We start from the raw sequence: 19794 nt of genomic DNA, 5'->3' as shown, positions 1-19794 counted from the left end.
GGTTGTTTTCGCCGCACTTTTGAGAACGATTAAAGTATCTTTAATAATTGACCAAAATCATCCAACACCCAATCCGGATTTGATTCGCTAATTGGAATGTTATAGTTATAACCGTAGGTTAGTCCCACAACGGCACAACCTGCTGCATGAGCGGCCAAAATATCGTTTTTAGAATCACCCACAAATAAGAGTTGGCGAGGCTCAATGCCGAATTTGCCACACAAATAATAAAGTGGTGCCGGATGCGGTTTGATTGCCGGTAAAGACTGCCCGCCGAGCATTTCACTAAATAAGTGATCGATACCAAAGGCTGCCAACACCGGTTGAACGTGTCTGGTCGGTTTATTTGTTACTACGGCTAAAGTGTAACCTTTCGCTTTTAACGCTTCTAAGGTTTCCTTCACATTGGGATAAAGGCGGCTCACATTGCAAAGGTTTTCACCATAATAGTGGTTGAAACGTGCTTTAACTTCTTCTACCTCTGCTTCGTTTAATGTTTTACCGGTTTGTGCTTTTACCCAATCTAATGCGCGGGCAATCAACACAGGTGCTCCATTGCCAATCCAGGTTAACACTAAAGATTCCGGCGCTTGAGGTAAATCAAATTCGGCTAAGGCCGAATTGACGGATAGGGCTAAATCCGGCAAGCTGTTAACAAGTGTGCCGTCTAAATCAAAGCCGATCAATTTAAATTGTGTTTTCATTTAATCTCTCTTTTTTATACAACAATAAGGAAACTAAAAATTCTCAATTAGCCACGGACAGTGGAAAGCTGATCTCTCATTTGAGCAATCACTTGTTTGTAATCCGGGCTGTCAAAAATCGCTGAGCCTGCGACAAACATATCCGCACCGGCAGCGGCAATTTCTGCAATATTATTGACTTTTACACCACCATCCACTTCTAAACGAATATCAAAACCGCTGTCATCAATGATTTTTCTGACTTGTTGTAATTTTTTCAACGTTGCGGGAATGAAAGATTGTCCGCCAAATCCCGGATTAACCGACATCAACAAAATGATATCCACTTTATCCAATACATAATCCAAATAACTCAGTGGTGTGGCAGGGTTAAACACCAAACCAGATTGACAACCGTGATCACGAATCAACTGTAAAGAGCGGTCAATATGCTCAGAGCTTTCCGGATGGAAAGTAATATAATTTGCTCCAGCTTTGGCAAAATCAGGGATAAGCCGATCCACCGGTTTCACCATTAAATGCACGTCAATAGGGGCGGTAATGCCATAATCACGCAAAGCCTGACAAATAGCGGGACCAAAAGTCAAATTAGGCACATAGTGATTATCCATCACATCAAAATGAATGAGATCTGCACCGGCATTAAGCACATTTTGAACATCATCACCAAGGCGGGCGAGATCCGCGGAAAGAATAGAAGGGGCAATAAGGTAAGGTTTCATCGTTATCTCCTCGGGCTAATCACCGCTCTAGTTTACTACGTTAAAACAGAAATTACTTTGATTATTTCTCAGAAAATTTTGAAAAAAATGACCGCACTTTCCTGTCTGTTTTGACAAGAAAGCAAAGTGTGCTCGGTTTTCTGTATTTTTATTGATCCAAAATTGTCGTTATCAATTTTAAATATTCAATAGCAAGGCTTCGTTGATCGGTACTGGCATTATAAACAAGATCTTCTGAAAGCACGCCACAAGACTGGGTTTTAGGGGTTTCCCCTTGCTCATAGGCTTCAAAATCCGCCATCCAATCCCCTTCAAAATAATAACGTTCTAAACGTTTCATTTTCGGTAAAAAGGTTTGCCATTTTTCAAGAAAATTTTCTGCCTCAGCCAAAAATTCATTGGCTTCATCCAGTATGTTTTCCATTTCGGCTAATTGTGCCAAACGAGTTTGAGATAGCATAGTTCTCTCCAAAATGAGTTAAAAAAAGAAACCGCACTTTGCTTAAAGTGCGGTCAATTTATCTTGCGTTTTACCAATTACACATCATAGGTGGTGGAAGCGGTGTTACCACCACGCCCCGTCCAGTTGGTGTGGAAAAACTCACCACGCGGTTTATCTGTACGCTCGTAGGTGTGCGCACCAAAATAATCACGTTGGGCTTGCAATAAATTCGCCGGTAAACGGGCGGAAGTGTAACCATCCAAGAAGGTAATCGCAGAAGCCATACAAGGCATCGGAATACCCACTTCAATGGATTTTGCCACCACTTTACGCCAGTCGCTCATGGCATTTTCTAAAATGCCTTTGAAATAAGCATCCGAGCCTAAGAAAATTAAATCCGGGTTGGCCTCATAGGCATCACGAATATTGCCTAAGAAACGGCTACGGATAATACAGCCTTCACGCCATAATAATGCGGTTGCGCCATAATTGATATCCCAACCAAAGTTTTCGGAGGCTTCACGAATCAGCATAAAGCCTTGTGCATAAGAAATAATTTTTGAGGCAAGTAAGGCTTTACGCACCGCTTCAATCCAAACGGCTTTATCGCCTTCCACCTTGCCAATAGTCTTACCAAATAATTTTTCTGCCGCCACACGCTGATCTTTGAAAGAAGAAACACAACGGGCAAACACCGATTCGGTGATTAAGGTTAATGGAATGCCAAAATCAAGGGCATTGATGCCCGTCCATTTACCCGTGCCTTTTTGTCCGGCAGTATCCAGGATTTTTTCTACAAGCGGTGTGCCGTCTGTGTCTTTATAGCCCAAAATATCTGTTGTAATATCAATCAGATAGCTATCCAGCTCCGTTTTTTTCCATTCAGCGAAAATGTTTTGCATTTCCTCATAGCTTAAGCCTAATCCGTCTTTTAAGAATTGGTAGGCTTCGCAAATCAGTTGCATATCGCCATATTCAATGCCGTTATGCACCATTTTAACAAAATGACCTGCCCCCTCTTTTCCAACCCAATCACAGCACGGCTCGCCTTTATCGGTTTTGGCAGAAATCGCTTGTAAAATCGGTTTGACATATTGCCATGCTTCCTCGTTACCACCCGGCATAATGGAAGGCCCATGGCGAGCGCCCTCTTCACCGCCCGATACTCCGGAACCCACAAAGCGAATCCCTTTTTCCGCTAAGGCTTTCACACGGCGGTTAGTATCCGGATAGTTAGAGTTGCCGCCATCAATAATGATGTCGCCCTCTTCCAAGTGCGGTAATAGTGCATCAATAAATTGATCCACCACTTCGCCCGCACGCACCATCAGCATCACTTTTCTTGGTTTTTCCAATTTAGACGCCAAGTCTTCCAAGGAATACGCCCCAATAATGTTTGTACCTTTCGCTGCCCCTTGTAAAAACTCGTCCACTTTTGACGTGGTACGGTTATACGCCACCACTTTAAACCCATGGTCGTTCATATTTAAAATGAGGTTTTGCCCCATCACGGCGAGTCCAATCACGCCGATATCGCCTTTTTGTGACATTTTTTGCTCCTGTTGATTTTTTAGGGGATATTACCCACTTTTTTCTTTTAATTCCTGTTTATTCATTACTAGAAATAATGACATACTTTTGTTCAATAATTTCTCGAAAACTTTCGGACGTTGTCGCCCAATCAAGCACATCCACTTTATAAGGGAGATCGCTTTCGCTAAAGGCTTCGCTGACCTCAGCAAAAATCCGTAATGAGAGGGGCTTTTCAGTCATGACCACCAAATCCAAATCCGAAAATTTGCGTGCTGTACCTTTCACTCTTGAACCAAATGCCCGCACTTCATAGCCTGCCAAGTGAGTTCGTAAAATATCTTGTACAATAGCAAGATGTTTGGGTTCAATATCTATCATTGCTGTTTTTCCAACTGTTTAATTAAGCTTCTAGCACTCTCAAGGAAAGATTGAATATTCTGGTAAATCTCCTGAGCTTTATTTTGATCATAAGTATGTGAAGTCACATTACGCATTTTTCGATAAAAAATCCATGACTCTACATCATCAATTAATCCCGCTTTGGCACTGCTACGCAACACATCACGAAAATCAGTATTATCAATCTCCTCAGGCGTTCCAGACATCAATTTCAGCTGACGTTTCATTATTTTAATACTCAGTTCATAGACAAATTCAAATTTCTGAATCGCTCCTGCAACAAGTGTATCCTGAACAATATCATCTTGCTGATTAAACCATTTCTCATCAGCTAATTTAAGTAAAGTCGCTTCTAATGAAATAAATGCATTTTCCAATGTAGAGATATTTAACTTTTCCATTTTTCCTCATTCACTTGATTAACTGTTTGCAACAATCTGCAAAACCAACGCTAACACCGCCGGTAACCCTTGCTTTACCAAAATGCCTTTATTTGCTGTGATTGCACCAAAAATGGCGGCAATTATCACACAAACTAAAAAGAAATAAATCACCAACATTTGGTTTATCACATAACCGAAGAGAATTCCTGCCGCCAGAAAGCCGTTGTATAGGCCTTGGTTGGCAAACATCACCTTCACTTTCTTTTGGGCGATAAACTCATCCGTTAAACCGAAAATGCGTTTGGCGCTTTTTCCTTCAATGGCGAACATTTCTAAATAGAGAATGTAAAAATGTTCAACTGCCACAAGTGCGGTCAAAATATGGGCTAAAATTTCCACTATAATAACTTCGCCGCCGCTTTATCCAAATACCACTCCGTCACCCCATTTTTCGCTTTAATTTTCGCTGCCGGATAAGGGAGGTCCTCCGCCGGTGTGGTTTGGATTTCTTTTAAAATTTCCGCTTTGCCTTCGCCTGTTACAAGATAAGTAATGCGTTTTGCCTGTTCAATGAATTTTGCAGTTTTAGAAATACGGATTTGCCCGCTTTCTGGGTGTTTTGCTATCACTGCGAGGTTTTTATCATCAAAATGAGTTTGATGTGGAAATAAGGAAGCGGTGTGTCCGTCTGCCCCCATGCCTAAAATAATCCAGTCAAAAACACCATCAGGAATGACCGCACTGAGTTCCTCTTGGAAACGTTTTAGCTCAACATTCGGTTCATTTTCACCACGAATTCGATGAATATTCTCAGCAGGAATTGGGATATGATCAAATAACAATTTTTGCACTTCGCCATAATTACTTTCAGGATCTTGCGGCGAAACCATACGCTCATCCCCCCACCAAAAATGGAGATTTTGCCAACGGATTTGCGCCGCATAAGGGGATTGTGCCAGAGCCTTGAATAAAAGTTTGGGAGTAGAACCACCGGAAAGCGAAATGTGCACGGGGTGGGATAATTGACTATAAATCACAAATTCTTGTGCTATTTTTTCCACGGCATGTTGAGCGGAGGGGAAAGTGATCGTATTCATTGGATTTTCTCTTAAATGATCCCCCGCTCACCATGAGAGGGGGGAAGAAATAATAAATTAAACTTTTTTCTTCATCAAACCACTGGGTTTTCGCCATACTTTGCCTTGTCGGGCAATTAGTTTATCGGCTGCCACCGGCCCCCAAGTACCTGCCTCATATTCATGAATTCGTCCACCATTGGCTTTGTAATCCAAAATTGGTTGAACAAATTGCCAAGCTGCATGAACGGCATCGGTACGGGCAAAGAGTGTCGCATCGCCTTTCATTGCATCTAGCAATAGACGTTCATAAGCGGTCAATACTTGTGCACCAGCAAGATCGGCATAGCGGAAATCCATCGAAACTTCTTTTGCCTCAAAACCCGCCCCCGGTTTTTTCAAACCAAAACGCATGGAAATGCCTTCGTCCGGTTGAATACGGATAATGAGTTTGTTTTCCGGGGCATTTTGGCTGAATACAGGGTGAGGTGTGGTTTTAAAATGGATCACAATTTCTGTGACACGAGCAGGTAAGCGTTTACCGGTACGCACATAAAAAGGCACGCCCGCCCAACGCCAGTTTTCGATTTCACAACGCAGCGCCATATAGGTCTCTGTGCGTGAATCTGCCGGTACGCCTTTTTCTTCTAAATACCCCTTCACCCTTTCGCCATTCACATCACCGGCAATGTATTGCCCTAATACTAAATTGTGTTCGACATCTTCTTGGGTAAGCGGACGTAAACAGTGCATCACTTTTGCCACTTCATCACGCATGGAATCGGCATTAATAATGGCAGGTGGTTCCATGGCAACCATAGCAAGCACTTGTAATAAGTGATTTTGGAACATATCCCGCATAGCACCGGAACCATCATAATAGCCACCCCGCTCTTCCACACCAATGGATTCCGCTCCGGTGATTTCCACATAATCAATAAAGTTACGGTTCCAAAGCGGTTCAAACCAGCCATTAGAGAAACGTAACACTAGTAAATTTTGAACGGTTTCTTTGCCTAAGTAATGATCGATACGATAAATTTGATGCTCTTCAAAGAAACGGTGAATTTGCACATCTAACACCTGTGCGGTTTTTTCATCGTAACCAAAAGGTTTCTCAACGATAATACGCTTCCAACCATTTTCTTCCGTATTCAAACCATGTGCAGCCAAACATTCGGGAATCACACCATAGAGGCTTGGTGGGGTGGACATATAATAGAGCGTATTGCCATCGGTTTGATATTGGTGGTGTAAATCCGCCAAACGGGGAACCAATTTAGCATAATCAGCGGCATCAGCTGTGTTCACAGCCTGATAATAAAGATGACGACAAAATTCATCGAGGGTTTCATCAGTGGTATCTTCATTTTTAATCAACGCTTCACGCATTTTTTGGCGAAAGGTTTCATCATTGAGTTCAGAACGCGCCACACCCAGTACGGAGAAATGCTCGCCCAAGCGCCCGATTTTAAAAAGATTATAAAGTGCCGGAATAAGTTTTCGATGGGTTAAATCACCGGATGCGCCAAAAATGACGATACAGCTGTTTTCAGTTTGCATAATGATTCCTTGTAAAATACCGAGTAATAAAGAAGTAATGCCGTATTCTAGCGAAAATCCCCCCTCAAACCAATCAATTAAATTGAAAGACAGAAGCCCAATTTATGTTGCGATCTGCCACCATCACAAAATGCGGATTAATCATTGTTTCTCGTTGGTTATAAGTGAGCGGGGCAAAATGAGGATCAAAAATCTGTCCATTTGTTTCTCTCAGCAACACTTCTGCCCCTGCCGTATCCCATTCACCGGTTTGCCCTAAACGAATGTAGCAATCCACCTCACCTTCGGCTACTAAAGCACTTTTCAAACTACTAGAGCCTAGCACGACAAACTCACAAGCAAAATCCTTCGATAACATTGACCGCACTTTTTCTTGCGAAGTGGTGGCGCCCACCGCAATGCGTAATGTGGGAAAAGAAGAAGTGCGGTTAAAATCCACGGTGTTTTTACCCAGTTTTTTCACCTGCTCACCTTGCCTTTTAAAAGCACCAAAATCCGCCATGGCATAATAAGTAAGGGATAATATGGGGGCGTGAATAACACTTAATACAGGCTTGTTGTGGCGAACGAGGGTAATTAGCACAGAAAATTGATCGGTACGATTAATAAATTGTTGTGTACCATCGAGGGGATCGATAAGCCAATATTCTTTCCATGTTTGGCGTTCTTCAAAAGAAATATGGCCATGTTCTTCGGAAAGCACCGGTGTATGAGGGAAAAGTGCGGTCAGTTTTTCCGTTAAAAATTGACTGACAAAAAGATCCGCTTCGGTAACCGGTGTATTATCTTCTTTAATTTGAACATCAACATGCTGTTGATAAAAACGTTGCAGATGACTACCCGCTTGATAAGCAATCAGTAAAACCTGATTGAGTAAATGTTCATTGAGTGGCAACATAAAACCTCCCGATAATATTTTTCATCACGATTTCGTTTTGGGTAATAAAAATGGTAGAACAAAGAGAGAATAAAACACCATACCGCACATACCTAATAATCCCAACACTAATCCATCTTGAATGACCCATTCCCAAATGGATGCCTCTGTTTCATTCATCATGAATAAATAAAAATAAGAGGCGATATTACAATAAAAAAAGCTAATTAATGATGAACATAAGACAATGGAAACGATATTATGGCGGACATACCGAAATGTTGTAGCGACGAACGCAATCAAAAAAGCCGGGATCGTTGCAAGAAAAAAGGCGACCGTGAGGTATCGATAAAAAGGAACAGGTTCAAGATCCCAGCCCAAAAACCAAAATAGCGCTGTGGCTAATCCTTGTAAAATAAGAGGAAATAAAATTAATGTTCTAAAATAAGGTTTCATAAAAAAATAGGCTATCGTGAAAGGATAGCCTATTTTAAAGGAATTTTAGGGATTAATCAGATTTTTTCGCACGCAATACACGAGAAGCAAAAATAATGATCCCTGCAACAAATACGGTTAAACCCAATATTTCACCGATGCGGTCCCAATTTTCAAGATGAAGTGCAAGTGGCGCTTCAGAACCGCCGGAGGTGACGGAAGCGGCAATCACAAAGGCTAGGATCACGCCCATAAGGCTTTCCCCTACGATCAAACCTGCGGAGAAAAGCGTTCCAAAACGTTCTGCTTTAGCGGAGATTTGTTGATTGCCGGTGCGTGCAGCATAGTTGGCAATATGGCGGTTAATGAACCAGGCTAAGAAAGCCCCAATCACTACCGGTGTATTAATGGATGGGGGCAAATAAATACCAATCCCCACCGCTAATACCGGTAATGCAAAGGCTTTATTACTCACTTTTTTCAAGAAGGCATCAATAACAATTAACACCGCCCCTAACCCCACACCGGTTAAAATGTATGTCCATTCTAATTGGTTGGTAAAAATCCCTTGTGAGATAGTTGTCATAATCGTGGCTTGTGGTGCAGAAAGCGCTTGGGTTGGATCCATATCCGCCCGAGGCAATGCCCCACTAAAACCATAAGCGTGATATAAAATCTCCAATACCGGTGCAATCACTAGTGCGCCGACAAAACAACCAATGATCAATGCCACTTGCTGACGCCATGGTGTGGCTTCAACTAACAAACCGGTTTTTAAATCCTGCAAATTATCATTAGAAATCGTTGCCGTGGTCAGCACGATAGAGGCGGTAAAGAGTGTCAGTGCAGTTAAAAATTTCTGACCGTCGGTAGTTTCAAACAAGCCAGTCGCATTACCGATAGACACTAGCACAAGCGAAATGACAATGACCGAGATAATCCCGATACCGGAAATGGGGCTGGATGAAGACCCAACTAATCCCGCCATATAACCGGAAGCCGCGGCCACAAAAAAGCCGATAAATACCGCCAAGAAAGTACAAACTACCACTAATAAAATCGCCAGTTCCGGTGAAATCGGCGCTGCAGCGATAAAGTGATGCAATGAAATCACAATCAATACCACGGTCGCAATCAGGATATAGATCATGGTTTTTGGCGAAAGGTCGATATCAATACGGTGATCGGATTCTGATTGACCGCTTTTTAACATACGGAAAGAATGCACCATGCCTTCGACCATCGGTTTCATTAAAACCAACAATGTCCAAATTGCGGCAATACCAATCGTTCCCACCCCAATAAAACGGACTTTGGTTTTCCATGTACTCATGGCAAAGTCGATCAAACTCATCTCCGTTGGCATATCACCGGACATCGTAAAGAATGGCACGGCAACACCCCAAGTCAGCACCAAACCGACTAGTATTGCAATACCGCCGACGATACCGATCAAATAACCTGCGCCTAATAACGCCAAAGAGAAGCCCATTGGTAACTGGAAGGCGGCTTTACCGGTTTGGAACCATGCACTCGCACCATCTGCCATTACCCGTAAGCCATTGGTTAAAAAGGCTACCACGCCGGCTAATACCCCGCCATAGGCAATATCTTTTACCCCGGTATCGCCTTTATCGTGATTACCCGCTTTCAAAATTTCAGCCGCTGCCACACCTTCCGGATAAGGTAAATCACTATTCACCACCATCGCACGACGTAATGGAATGGTGAACAATACCCCTAATGTACCACCGGCGGCACAAATCAACATGGTTTGCCAAAATGGAAAATCATTCCAGTAACCCATCATCAATAAGCCCGGTAAAACGAAAATCACAGAGGATAACGTCCCCGCCGCAGAAGCCTGCGTTTGTACCATGTTATTTTCCAAGATGCTGGAATCTTTAAAGAATTTTAACACTGCCATAGAAATCACGGCAGCCGGAATGGAAGAGGCAAAAGTCATCCCGACTTTTAAGCCTAAATAGACGTTAGATGCGGTAAAAATCACCGTAATTAACGCCCCGAGAATCATCCCACGAAAAGTGAGCTCTTTTAAATTTGAATGAGGCATCCTATTTTCCCTAGGTTAAATAATAAGGCCTTCAATTTTGCAAAAAATGTCCAAAATCTCAAGCATTGTTTAATATTTGTTTTATTAAATTAGAAAATGTTTAATAAACCACCTATTTTATTAGAAATAATCATCTACCTTTTACAGCCTTTGATGACGCAAATAATCTCTCAAAGCATAAAGTGCGGTCAAATTTCTAGCTTCATTGAAATCCGGATTGGCAATTAATTCATCCAATTTTGCCAACGGAAAACGAACGACTTCTAAGGGTTCGGGTTCATCTCCTTCGAGTTTGCAAGGGTAGAAATCCTGCACAATAAAAATATGCATCGGGTTACGCATATAACTTGGGCTTGTCATCACAGTGCGTAAAAAATCAATGCGTTTTGCCCCCACGCCGATTTCTTCTTTTAATTCACGATTAGCAGCTTCCTTTGGTGTTTCCCCCACATCCACACCTCCTTTAGGAAAACTCAGCTCATAACGCTCCGTCCCTACCGCATATTCTCGAATCATTAAAAGCGCATCACCTTCAATCGGCACCATCATCACCGCCTGATGCGCCCCCGGTTTAAAGCGTTCATAAGTGCGCTTTTCACCATTACTAAAGCGTAAATCCACCGCTTCTATCTCAAATAAACGGGATTTTGCAACAGTACGTGTTGATAAAATTTGGGGCAACATATTTTGATCATCCGACTTCATAATTTTTCCTTTATTCTGTGATACCATTGGGCAAAAACTGTATCACAAATTGAGCAAAGAGAGATCCCAAATGGAAGAAAAAGACGTTCGCCTTGATAAATGGTTATGGGCTGCCCGCTTTTATAAAACCCGCAGTCTTGCCAAAGCCATGATTGAAGGGGGAAAAGTGCATTACAACGGACAACGGGCAAAAGTTAGTAAAATTGTGGAAGTGGGTGCGGTTTTAAAATTACGCCAAGGTAATGAAGAAAAAGAAATTGAAGTTTTAGTGTTAAGCGATCAACGCCGTGGCGCACCCGAGGCACAATTACTTTATCGTGAAACAGATCAAAGTGTGAAAAAACGGGAAGAAATGGCATGGGCTAGAAAAAACAACGCCCTATCGATGCCCCACCCCGAACGCCGCCCGAACAAAAAAGAACGTCGGGATTTGTTGAAGTTTAAGCATCAAGAATTAAGTTGAATCTCTTTTAAATGGGATATCGCCATGTCTATGCAAAAAAAATCTCAAAACATCCTCATCATTTCCTATTCCCAAACAGGGCAACTTTCTCGTCTTGTTGAACATTTTCTTGCCCCCTTACAACAGGATGATATTCATTTAGAACATCACCTCATAAAACCCTGTGAGCCTTATCCTTTTCCTTGGAAATTTATGCATTTTTTTAATCAATTTCCTGAATCAGTGCATTTACAGCCTGCTCCTATTGAGCCACTACCATTACAGCGTGAAAAATATGATTTAGTCGTGATTGCCTATACAGTATGGTTTTTATCTCCCGCTCAACCGATTTCTGCCTTTTTGCAATCAACACAAGCAAACCTGTTAAAAGATACGCCGGTCATCACATTAATTGGTTGCCGTAATATGTGGTTGATGGCACAAGAAAAAATGAAAAAAATGATCGCCCAGAAAGGTGGCAAATTGATTGCCAATGTCGTAAAAACTGATCAGTCCAATGCTTGGCAAAGTTTTATTACTACGCCTGCTTGGATGTTAAGCGGTAAAAAACGTTATTTTTCTTGGTTACCCAGTGCAGGAATTAGCGAAGCAGAAATGCAAGATATGCAACGTTTTGGCAAAAAATTATCACAGGTTTTATCAGATAATAGACCACTTGATCATACCCTATTTCAAAAAATGGGCGCAGTGAAAATTGATGAAAAATTAATGATGAGCGAAAAAGTGGGGCATCGCAGTTTTTATTTATGGGGGAAACTCCTCATAAAGTGCGGTCAAATTTCACCTCGTTTTCGCCAGGGTATGCTCTATTTTTATATCGCCTTTTTGATTATACTGATTTTGACTGTCGTGCCGATTTCTGCACTGATTAAAGTCTTACTCAAACCCTTATTAAAAGAAAAATTAACCAAACAAAAAAACGATTTTGCTAAACCTTCAGGGGAATAATTTTGACCGCTTTAACGGATGTTTACATTAACCACATTGCCACATTTTTGCCTAATGGGCCTATAGAAAATGACCAAATTGAACAGGTGTTAGGCCAAATTGGCGAATTACCTTCTCGTGTGCGTAAAATGATTTTACGCTCCAATGCCATTAAAAGCCGCTATTATGCGATTGATCCCCAAACCCGTGAAACCACTCACACAGGGACAGAATTAGCAGTGGAGGCCATTAAAGGATTATTTGCCCAAGGCTTAAAGGCAGAGGATGTCAGCTGTTTAGCTTGCGGCACTTCTTATCCCGACCAAATTATGCCCGGACAGGGTGTGATGGTACACGGCTTAATCCCCAATGCTCCTGCTTATGAAGTACTCACCACTGCTGGTGTTTGTGTGGCAGGAATGGCGGCGATGAAACATGCTTACAACGCCATTCGTACCGGTGAACATCAACATGCCATTGCCGTAGCCTCTGAATCGGCCTCTGCCATTATGCGTAGTGAACATTTTGAAGCCGAGATCGACCAAAAAAAACTCAACAACGCTCGACCTGAAATTGGCTTTGAAAAAGATTTCCTGCGGTGGATGCTTTCTGACGGCGCAGGGGCGGTACATCTCAGTGCTCAACCGAATCTACAAGGTTTGAGCCTCAAAATTCATTGGATTGAGTTAATTTCTTATGCTAACGAAATGCCCGTGTGTATGTATGCAGGCGCCGATTTACAAGGGGAGCGTTTTATCAGCTGGAAAACCGTGGATAAACAAACCCGTGACACCCACAGTTTTATGGCAGTAAAACAAGATGTCAAACTGCTTAATGAAAATATTGTCCGTTGCACCGTAGAAAACGCCCTACTTCGTTTAATTAATAAATACCATTTGAATCCGGATGATATCGACTACTTTTTGCCACATTATTCATCAGGCTTCTTCCGTGATAAATTGCTTGATGGATTAAAAAACATCAACTTTGTGATCCCACAGGAAAAATGGTTCACTAATTTAGAAACCAAAGGCAATACAGGCTCAGCCTCCATCTACATTATTTTGCAAGAATTTTTGGAGAAATTTCCGCTTATTGCCGGACAAAAAGTGCTTTGTTACATTCCGGAGAGCGGTCGTTTTTCCTCCTGTTTTATGTTACTGGAGGTAGTCGATGGAGGTGAATGATATCCCGCAAGACGACAGTAAAATTTTCAAAGGGCAACGAAAAGTAATTTACGCGACACAAAACGGCTGTTACCAAACTGCCACTTCTAACGGTTGGGATACGGAAACCTTCGCCACAGAACAGGCGGTAGAAGAATTGCAACAACTGGCAAAGGATGCACTCAATGCGGTAAAACGTGGTGAAAAATCACCGCTCTTTTATTATATGTACCTCAACCGCTTCGATCTCACCAGCCTCGCTCAAGCCACGGGATTCTGGCAATGGCAAATCAAACGGCACTTTAAACCCAATCTGTTTGAGAAATTATCGGATAAAACATTAGGGCGATACGCTGAAGTGTTTGGGATAAGTATTGAGGACATTAAAAATGGCTGATAATGACATTATTATTTACACCACCGAGGACGGTTTATCTCAATTCACCTTACGCGAGTTAGGACAACAATTATGGCTGAATCAACAGGAATTAGCCGAGTTATACCAAACAACAAAACAAAATATCAGCAAGCATATTAAGGCTATTTTTAATGAACAAGAATTTGATGAAATATCAACCGTCAACTTTCAGTTGACAGTTAAAAATGAGGGGCTAAGAAAAATAAAACGCCAAATAGCCTATTACCCTTTACCACTTATTATTGCTGTTGGTTACCGCATTCGTTCTGTTAGAGGCACACAATTCCGCCAATGGGCCACTCGAACGCTTACGGAATATATTCAAAAAGGCTTTGTCCTCAATGAAGAACGATTAAAAAATCCACCAATCGGGACAAATCAAGCGGACGATTATTTCGATCTCTTATTAGAAAAAATTCGAGATATTCGTGCCAGTGAACGCCGCATGTATCTGCGCGTACGAGAAATTTTTACTTTGGCTGCAGACTATCAGCCATCATTTAAAGAAACCACACAATTTTTTCAAAAAATTCAAAACAAATTACATTTTGCCTGTACAAATCAAACCGCAGCAGAAATTATTTTCCAGCGAGCCAACGCCAACTTACCCAATATGGGATTAACAAATTTCCGAGGCATAGAAGTAGCAAAAAAAGATGTCATTGTTGCAAAAAACTATCTTAATGAAACAGAAATTACTGAGTTAAACCGCATTGTTTCTATGTGGCTAGATTTTGCAGAAGATCAAGCATCTCGTAAAAAACAGTTTTTTTTAAAAGACTGGGAACAAAAATTAGATGATTTTCTCGCCTTCAATGATCGTCATGTCTTAGAAAATAAAGGTTCAATCACTAAAAAACAAGCAGATGAAAAAGCCTTTTTAGAGTATGAGCAATTTGCTGAAGCTCGCCGTTTAAAGAAAGAAAAAGAAGGCGAAATTTATATAAAGCAACTCTTAAAATTAAAGAAATAAATACTCATTTTTACAATACCTTACAAATGAATCAGTTTAACCACCAACACACTGCCCACTGTGAAAGTGGGGTTATGTCAACATTATTAACCTCTCACGGTGCAAAACTCAATGAAGCCATGGTTTTTGGTTTAGCTTCTGCGTTGACGTTTGTTTATCTACCGGTTATCAAAGTCAACGGAATGCCGTTAATTTCTTATCGTATGCCACCGAGAAGTATTATTAAAAATGTGTCGAAAATACTGAAAGTGCGGTTAAAAATTCAAAAGTTTCGCTCAGAAACGGAAGGCATGGAGGCATTGGATCAAGCCTTACAAAATGGCAAGTTAGTCGGCTTACAAACCTCCGTATTTTGGTTACCTTACTTTCCACCCGAAATGCGTTTTCATTTTAATGCCCATAATTTATTGGTCTATGGCAAAGCACAAAATGAATATTTAATCAGCGATCCTGTGTTTGAAACCGTGCAACGTTGTACTGCGAAAGATTTACAAAAAGCCCGCTTTGCTAAAGGTGCATTAGCGGCAAAAGGGTTAATGTATTATTTTGAACAAACACCTAATTTTTCTCAAGTTGACTTACCCACATTAGTGCGCAAAGCTATTCGAAAACAAGCTAAACAAATGCTCGCTCCCCTCTTTTTTGTGGGGGTAAAGGGTATTCGGACAGTCGCAAAATCCATCGAAAATCTCGCCCTTTGTAAAAAAGGTGAAAAATATAACCGCTTATATCTTGGACATATCGTACGAATGCAAGAAGAAATCGGCACAGGTGGAGCAGGATTTCGTTATCTCTACGCCTATTTCCTTGAACAAGCCGCTGAAATCTGCCAAGAGACAAAATTCAAACAAGCCTCTGAACAAATGACGGAAATCGGTGACATGTGGCGAGAATTTGCGACTCTTTGTGTGAAGCAATGCAAAAAACCAACGATGGAAAAATATAAAACCATCGCAAATTCTTTGAGAGAAATTGCGCAGAAAGAAGAAATACTGTGGCAAGGCTTACATAAATCATGATCGTATTAAAAGATATCTCGCATCGCTACCCCAAGGCTGAAAAGAACGCCCTAAACGCCGTGAATTTTCATATTGATTCAGCGTCAACCCTTGGCCTACTCGGCCCTAATGGCGCAGGTAAAACCACATTGATGTCATTGCTCGCAGGGCTTCAATCGGTACAACAAGGGGAGATTTATTTTGACGGTGTGCAGTCTTCCAAACTCAATAAGCAGCAACGCCAACAAATTTCTTTAGTTCCACAGGATTTTGCCTTTTATCCCTTATTAACGGTATGGGAAAATCTAAAATTTTTTGCGGCACTTTATGATGTGAAAGATCAAGGCTACTTACTCACATTATTGGAACAAGTGGATTTAATCACGCATAAAAACAAGCTTGCCAAACATTTATCAGGCGGGTTAAAGCGCCGTTTAAATTTTGCCATTGGGTTAATTAATCGCCCGAAAGTGATTTTTCTCGATGAAATTACGGTGGGTATCGATCCACAATCCCGCCAATTTATTTTAGATAATGTTCGTGCATTGAAACAACAAGGGGTAACAGTAATTTATACCTCCCACTATTTGCAGGAAATTGAGCAATTATGCGATAAATTAGTGTTACTCAATGAAGGGCAATTAATTTATGAAGGTTCTATACAAAATATTTTAAAGGGCGAGCAGAGCCTTGAGCGTTTTTATTTGGATTTTTTAAACAAGGCTGGGAAAACGTGCTAATAACATCAATTTTTAAAGAAATGCGGTTATTAAGTCGTGATCTTCACGGTGTGGCTGTGCTGTTTATTATGCCTATTTTATTTATGCTGATTATGTCCGCCGCACTCAGCAATGATAATACCTTAAGCAACCGTTCGGAAATTATCTTACTCAGTGAGGATAATGCGATAAATCGTCAATTTTTGACCGCACTTGAAAGCGAAAAACTTGCGATCAAAAAAGCCGATAACGCCGAATTGGAACACTATCAACAGGCCTTACAAACTGGTGAATTTGATTTATTAATTGTCAATCCTAACCCTGATAATACCAAACTTGAGCAAGAACAAAATCTGCAATTATGGATCAATCCCAGTGTCGATCGTAGTTGGCTTTTAGGGGTGAAAGGAATATTACAAAAGCATTATACCCAATTGAGATTAAATGATTATTTGGCAGATAATCACATCACGTTGGAAAACAATCAACGTAAGCCAATTAAAGAGATTCAAACCAAAGTAAACAAAGAATTAGATAAAAAATTTGCCCAAATCAACGATTATTTAGCAAAGGATTTATGGCAAGAAATCTATCTTAACCGTCAAGGAAAAGCGGTATCCCAACCCAATTCGGTACAACATAGTGTGCCTGCATGGCTAATTTTTGGCATGTTTTTTATTATGATCCCCCTTTCCAATGTGATGGCGATGGAACGGCAAACCAACACGCTTACCCGATTGAGAATGGCTCGTGCTTCTGCATTCAGCTTGATCATCGCAAAGCTGATTCCCTACTTTTTAATTAACCAGTTACAATTTGTGGGAATGATTGCCCTTGGCTATTTTGTCCTCCCCGCCTTAGATATGCCAACCTTTTCTCTATCTGGCGATTGGCTACCCTATGCAATATTATCCTGCACAGTAAGCCTTGCTGCACTGGGTTATGGTTTATTCGTGAGTGTCGTGGCACGCACGACAGAACATGCCGTGGTATTAGGTGGAGGCGGCATTATCATCATGGCGGCAATTGGTGGCATTATGGTACCGGTCTATGTGATGCCGCAAGTGATGCAAACTGTTGCACAATTCTCCCCAATGGGCTGGGCATTAAACGGTTTTCAAAATTTGTTGTTGAATCATTACGAGCTGAACCAAATTGCACCAGTGCTATGGAAATCAGCCACTTTTGGTTTGGTAGCATTAGGCTTCGCTGCAATGATTTATCAACGACAATTAACGACACAAGCAAAATTTTAACCAGAAGAAATAAAACAGATGGCTTATCAATTTACCCTAGAACCTCAAAAACTTGAGTATGAACTAAAAAAACTGATTATTCAGGAGAGTGAGAAAGATGAATTTTCACCGGAAGATCTCCATGATAATGACCCATTATTTGGCGAGCAAAGTCGTATTCAGCTTGATTCCTTAGATGCCTTGCAAATCGCAGTTTCCCTACAAGCCCATTTTCAAGTACGTCTGCAAGGCGATCGAATGGTGCGTAAACATATGATGAACGTACGCGATCTTGCGGCTTTTATTCGTGAACAACATCAAAAATGACCGTCTATATCAATGGGGTATCTGCTCAATTTGCAGAAAAAATAGGGCAACGCACGAGTAAAATGTTAGGGCAAGAAACCACCTTGCCTTATTTCAATACATTTAAAGAACCGTTACTTTCCCTTGAACAGCTTTATGCTTATTTTGATCAACAAATCGACTGCACTTTAAAGCAAGCAGGTTGGGATAAGTCTGAAATGACAAAGATTCCGATTTTACTTGGCTCTACCGCCTATGTCATGAGTGATTGTGAAGCACGTTTTGCTTGTCAACAAGCTTTACCGACAGAATACAGTTTAGCGGCAATTGCTGATCATTTGCGTGAACAGTATCAAACTCAAGTTTTTAGCATTGCGACCTCTTGCACTTCCTCCGCCCAGGCCATTGGCTATGCCTATAAAATGCTGGAAAATCATCAGGTAGAAAAAACCTTAGTCATTGGTTTTGAAATGTTTAACCGACTCACTTTTGAGCACTTTCAAGCGATGAATTTACTTTCTCAAGATTTATCTTATTTACCGATGGTTGCCTCTCATGGGCTAGTTTTAGGAGAAGGAATCGGATGTATGGCATTGTCCACCCAACCTCATCAGGCTTTCCGCTACGAGATCTTAGGGGTCTGCGGTATAACAGATAACGAAAATCTGACTAATAGCCAAGAAAGCTCATTGAAAACCTTACTTCAACAATGTCTTAAAAAGGCCAATATATCGGCAGAACAAATCCAAGGCATCAAAATTCACGGGGTAGGCGGAAAAAGTGATGAAATGGAAAAACAGGTGTTGAACGAACTTTTCCCACAAAAAGCGTGGATTTTAATCAAACCTTATATGGGCCATACACTCGGTGCGAGCGGGGTGTTAGAAAGTATCTTTTTTCATCAAGCATTCCATGGGAAATATCTTCCCAAATTACCTTGGGAAGTGAAAGATTCAAATCAACTGCTTGCTCATGGAAAAGCCCTAAAGTGCGGTTATTATTTGCATTATTTTTTAGGTTTTGGAGGCAGCCATATTGCCTGGATAGTCAACGTGGAGGAATGATGTATTTATTACAGAAAAATACCTTTATTGCCAATGGGATAGCAGATAAAACCCTCCGCCACCAACTCCAAACCGAAGGTATTGAGAGTCGGCGATTGAGCCGTTTCACTCAGCTCGCTTTACTAGGCGCATTACCACTCAAAAACCATATCCACACGCATTGTGGTATTTATCTTGGTTCGCCTTTTAACTCCCCGAGTAAATTTGACAAAATGTTTCATCAACTGAATCAGTACAACATGCCAAGCCCACTCGACTTTATGGCGAATATCAACAATGCCGCAACCTTTCAACTTGCCCAATATTTTCAAACAGTCGGTAATTCAATCTTCCTACCGATTAATCAAACAACAATCTGGCACCCCCTTCAATTCGCTGAGTTAGATTTCATCAACGGTGATATCGAACAAGCGTTGGTTGGCTGGGTGTTAGAAGGAAATCGAGAAAATCAAACAGAGGGGGCGGTGTTTTGGTTGATCGCCAAAGAGAAGGAAAGTGCGGTCGAAAAACTGACTGTTTTTCCATGCCAAGATCGAGAAAACATGGAAAATGGAGATTTTTTATCCATAGTACAACAGGTAATTTAATAGGCCGGGCTTTCCCGACCTATTA

Annotated in this window: 24 protein-coding genes; 11 read left to right on the top strand and 13 right to left on the bottom strand. The window is 41.2% G+C overall.

From position 1 onward, the window contains the following. Window positions 1-29: 29 nt before the first annotated feature. The 13 genes from BKK48_RS04295 to nudE form a co-directional block, all read right to left on the bottom strand. The gene (locus tag BKK48_RS04295; RefSeq protein ID WP_077426935.1) at window positions 30-704 is read right to left on the bottom strand and encodes a phosphoglycolate phosphatase; all 675 of its coding nucleotides are present in this window, start codon (window positions 702-704) and stop codon (window positions 30-32) included. Between the two features lie 47 nt (window positions 705-751). Continuing rightward, the gene (gene rpe / locus BKK48_RS04290; protein ID WP_077426934.1) at window positions 752-1426 is read right to left on the bottom strand and encodes a ribulose-phosphate 3-epimerase; all 675 of its coding nucleotides are present in this window, start codon (window positions 1424-1426) and stop codon (window positions 752-754) included. A gap of 148 nt (window positions 1427-1574) precedes the next feature. Beyond that, window positions 1575-1886: a DUF4298 domain-containing protein gene (locus tag BKK48_RS04285; protein ID WP_077426933.1), complete on the bottom strand. Its 312-nt coding sequence runs from the start codon at window positions 1884-1886 to the stop codon at window positions 1575-1577. A gap of 77 nt (window positions 1887-1963) precedes the next feature. After that, window positions 1964-3418, bottom strand: a complete 1455-nt coding sequence (gene gnd / locus BKK48_RS04280; protein ID WP_077416753.1) for a decarboxylating NADP(+)-dependent phosphogluconate dehydrogenase — start codon at window positions 3416-3418, stop codon at window positions 1964-1966. 58 nt (window positions 3419-3476) lie between these two features. Further along, entirely contained in the window at window positions 3477-3779 is a 303-nt protein-coding gene (locus tag BKK48_RS04275) for a nucleotidyltransferase family protein (RefSeq protein WP_077426932.1), read from the bottom strand. Beyond that, window positions 3776-4201 (bottom strand): nucleotidyltransferase substrate binding protein, encoded by a 426-nt coding sequence (locus BKK48_RS04270; RefSeq protein WP_077426931.1) that lies wholly within the window; start codon window positions 4199-4201, stop codon window positions 3776-3778. Before BKK48_RS04270 ends, BKK48_RS04275 begins: the two co-directional genes overlap by 4 nt. Before the next feature lie 18 nt (window positions 4202-4219). Further along, a complete protein-coding gene (locus BKK48_RS04265; protein WP_077426930.1) occupies window positions 4220-4582 on the bottom strand; it encodes a DUF1304 domain-containing protein in 363 nt (120 codons plus the stop codon). After that, complete coding sequence (pgl, locus tag BKK48_RS04260) at window positions 4582-5280, bottom strand: 6-phosphogluconolactonase (RefSeq protein ID WP_077426929.1); 699 nt, start codon at window positions 5278-5280, stop codon at window positions 4582-4584. The genes BKK48_RS04265 and pgl overlap by 1 nt, the downstream gene beginning before the upstream one ends. A 57-nt stretch (window positions 5281-5337) precedes the next feature. After that, window positions 5338-6822 (bottom strand): glucose-6-phosphate dehydrogenase, encoded by a 1485-nt coding sequence (gene zwf, locus BKK48_RS04255; protein ID WP_077426928.1) that lies wholly within the window; start codon window positions 6820-6822, stop codon window positions 5338-5340. 73 nt (window positions 6823-6895) lie between these two features. After that, window positions 6896-7720 carry a 3'(2'),5'-bisphosphate nucleotidase CysQ gene (gene cysQ, locus BKK48_RS04250; RefSeq protein ID WP_077426927.1) on the bottom strand — a complete coding sequence of 275 codons (825 nt, stop codon included), beginning with the start codon at window positions 7718-7720 and terminating at the stop codon, window positions 6896-6898. 24 nt (window positions 7721-7744) lie between these two features. Further along, window positions 7745-8155 carry a hypothetical protein gene (locus BKK48_RS04245; protein ID WP_077426926.1) on the bottom strand — a complete coding sequence of 137 codons (411 nt, stop codon included), beginning with the start codon at window positions 8153-8155 and terminating at the stop codon, window positions 7745-7747. 52 nt (window positions 8156-8207) lie between these two features. Continuing rightward, window positions 8208-10208: an OPT family oligopeptide transporter gene (locus BKK48_RS04240; protein WP_077426925.1), complete on the bottom strand. Its 2001-nt coding sequence runs from the start codon at window positions 10206-10208 to the stop codon at window positions 8208-8210. 141 nt (window positions 10209-10349) lie between these two features. Continuing rightward, window positions 10350-10913: an ADP compounds hydrolase NudE gene (nudE, locus tag BKK48_RS04235; RefSeq protein ID WP_077426924.1), complete on the bottom strand. Its 564-nt coding sequence runs from the start codon at window positions 10911-10913 to the stop codon at window positions 10350-10352. A 70-nt stretch (window positions 10914-10983) separates the two neighbouring features. Here nudE and hslR point away from each other — a divergent pair, with 70 nt between their 5' ends. From hslR to BKK48_RS04180, 11 genes are read left to right on the top strand one after another with little or no spacing between them, the layout of a single operon-like run. Further along, window positions 10984-11376 (top strand): ribosome-associated heat shock protein Hsp15, encoded by a 393-nt coding sequence (hslR, locus tag BKK48_RS04230; RefSeq protein ID WP_077426923.1) that lies wholly within the window; start codon window positions 10984-10986, stop codon window positions 11374-11376. Between the two features lie 30 nt (window positions 11377-11406). Next, window positions 11407-12324, top strand: coding sequence for a hypothetical protein (locus BKK48_RS04225; protein ID WP_077426996.1), 918 nt, complete (start codon window positions 11407-11409; stop codon window positions 12322-12324). A 2-nt stretch (window positions 12325-12326) separates the two neighbouring features. Next, entirely contained in the window at window positions 12327-13490 is a 1164-nt protein-coding gene (locus BKK48_RS04220) for a beta-ketoacyl-ACP synthase III (protein WP_077426922.1), read from the top strand. Then, window positions 13477-13866: a DarG family dialkylresorcinol biosynthesis protein gene (locus tag BKK48_RS04215; protein ID WP_077426921.1), complete on the top strand. Its 390-nt coding sequence runs from the start codon at window positions 13477-13479 to the stop codon at window positions 13864-13866. Before BKK48_RS04220 ends, BKK48_RS04215 begins: the two co-directional genes overlap by 14 nt. Continuing rightward, window positions 13859-14860, top strand: coding sequence for a virulence RhuM family protein (locus BKK48_RS04210; RefSeq protein WP_077426920.1), 1002 nt, complete (start codon window positions 13859-13861; stop codon window positions 14858-14860). Before BKK48_RS04215 ends, BKK48_RS04210 begins: the two co-directional genes overlap by 8 nt. Before the next feature lie 26 nt (window positions 14861-14886). After that, window positions 14887-15879 (top strand): BtrH-related acyltransferase DarH, encoded by a 993-nt coding sequence (gene darH, locus BKK48_RS04205; protein WP_077426919.1) that lies wholly within the window; start codon window positions 14887-14889, stop codon window positions 15877-15879. Continuing rightward, on the top strand, window positions 15876-16598 hold the full coding sequence (locus BKK48_RS04200; RefSeq protein WP_077426918.1) for an ABC transporter ATP-binding protein: 723 nt from the start codon (window positions 15876-15878) through the stop codon (window positions 16596-16598). Before darH ends, BKK48_RS04200 begins: the two co-directional genes overlap by 4 nt. A 20-nt stretch (window positions 16599-16618) precedes the next feature. After that, complete coding sequence (locus tag BKK48_RS04195) at window positions 16619-17833, top strand: ABC transporter permease (RefSeq protein ID WP_244154856.1); 1215 nt, start codon at window positions 16619-16621, stop codon at window positions 17831-17833. Between the two features lie 18 nt (window positions 17834-17851). Then, the gene (locus BKK48_RS04190; protein ID WP_077426916.1) at window positions 17852-18139 is read left to right on the top strand and encodes a phosphopantetheine-binding protein; all 288 of its coding nucleotides are present in this window, start codon (window positions 17852-17854) and stop codon (window positions 18137-18139) included. Next, window positions 18136-19182: a beta-ketoacyl synthase N-terminal-like domain-containing protein gene (locus BKK48_RS04185; protein WP_077426915.1), complete on the top strand. Its 1047-nt coding sequence runs from the start codon at window positions 18136-18138 to the stop codon at window positions 19180-19182. Before BKK48_RS04190 ends, BKK48_RS04185 begins: the two co-directional genes overlap by 4 nt. Beyond that, window positions 19179-19769, top strand: a complete 591-nt coding sequence (locus BKK48_RS04180) for a hypothetical protein (protein WP_077426914.1) — start codon at window positions 19179-19181, stop codon at window positions 19767-19769. Before BKK48_RS04185 ends, BKK48_RS04180 begins: the two co-directional genes overlap by 4 nt. Window positions 19770-19794 lie beyond the last annotated feature (25 nt).

The organism is Rodentibacter heidelbergensis, from assembly GCF_002000125.1.
GTDB classification, from domain to species: domain Bacteria; phylum Pseudomonadota; class Gammaproteobacteria; order Enterobacterales; family Pasteurellaceae; genus Rodentibacter; species Rodentibacter heidelbergensis.
The sequence above is the reverse complement of the archived record's forward strand: the minus strand, read 5'-3'. Positions and strand labels throughout refer to the sequence as shown.

Coding starts and splice junctions, on each gene's coding strand:
- BKK48_RS04295 (WP_077426935.1), bottom strand. CDS start 704: ATGAAAACACAATTTAAATTGATCGGCTTTGATTTAGACGGCACACTT.
- rpe (WP_077426934.1), bottom strand. CDS start 1,426: ATGAAACCTTACCTTATTGCCCCTTCTATTCTTTCCGCGGATCTCGCC.
- BKK48_RS04285 (WP_077426933.1), bottom strand. CDS start 1,886: ATGCTATCTCAAACTCGTTTGGCACAATTAGCCGAAATGGAAAACATA.
- gnd (WP_077416753.1), bottom strand. CDS start 3,418: ATGTCACAAAAAGGCGATATCGGCGTGATTGGACTCGCCGTGATGGGG.
- BKK48_RS04275 (WP_077426932.1), bottom strand. CDS start 3,779: ATGATAGATATTGAACCCAAACATCTTGCTATTGTACAAGATATTTTA.
- BKK48_RS04270 (WP_077426931.1), bottom strand. CDS start 4,201: ATGGAAAAGTTAAATATCTCTACATTGGAAAATGCATTTATTTCATTA.
- pgl (WP_077426929.1), bottom strand. CDS start 5,280: ATGAATACGATCACTTTCCCCTCCGCTCAACATGCCGTGGAAAAAATA.
- zwf (WP_077426928.1), bottom strand. CDS start 6,822: ATGCAAACTGAAAACAGCTGTATCGTCATTTTTGGCGCATCCGGTGAT.
- cysQ (WP_077426927.1), bottom strand. CDS start 7,720: ATGTTGCCACTCAATGAACATTTACTCAATCAGGTTTTACTGATTGCT.
- BKK48_RS04245 (WP_077426926.1), bottom strand. CDS start 8,155: ATGAAACCTTATTTTAGAACATTAATTTTATTTCCTCTTATTTTACAA.
- BKK48_RS04240 (WP_077426925.1), bottom strand. CDS start 10,208: ATGCCTCATTCAAATTTAAAAGAGCTCACTTTTCGTGGGATGATTCTC.
- nudE (WP_077426924.1), bottom strand. CDS start 10,913: ATGAAGTCGGATGATCAAAATATGTTGCCCCAAATTTTATCAACACGT.
- hslR (WP_077426923.1), top strand. CDS start 10,984: ATGGAAGAAAAAGACGTTCGCCTTGATAAATGGTTATGGGCTGCCCGC.
- BKK48_RS04225 (WP_077426996.1), top strand. CDS start 11,407: ATGCAAAAAAAATCTCAAAACATCCTCATCATTTCCTATTCCCAAACA.
- BKK48_RS04215 (WP_077426921.1), top strand. CDS start 13,477: ATGGAGGTGAATGATATCCCGCAAGACGACAGTAAAATTTTCAAAGGG.
- BKK48_RS04210 (WP_077426920.1), top strand. CDS start 13,859: ATGGCTGATAATGACATTATTATTTACACCACCGAGGACGGTTTATCT.
- darH (WP_077426919.1), top strand. CDS start 14,887: ATGAATCAGTTTAACCACCAACACACTGCCCACTGTGAAAGTGGGGTT.
- BKK48_RS04200 (WP_077426918.1), top strand. CDS start 15,876: ATGATCGTATTAAAAGATATCTCGCATCGCTACCCCAAGGCTGAAAAG.
- BKK48_RS04195 (WP_244154856.1), top strand. CDS start 16,619: ATGCGGTTATTAAGTCGTGATCTTCACGGTGTGGCTGTGCTGTTTATT.
- BKK48_RS04190 (WP_077426916.1), top strand. CDS start 17,852: ATGGCTTATCAATTTACCCTAGAACCTCAAAAACTTGAGTATGAACTA.
- BKK48_RS04185 (WP_077426915.1), top strand. CDS start 18,136: ATGACCGTCTATATCAATGGGGTATCTGCTCAATTTGCAGAAAAAATA.
- BKK48_RS04180 (WP_077426914.1), top strand. CDS start 19,179: ATGATGTATTTATTACAGAAAAATACCTTTATTGCCAATGGGATAGCA.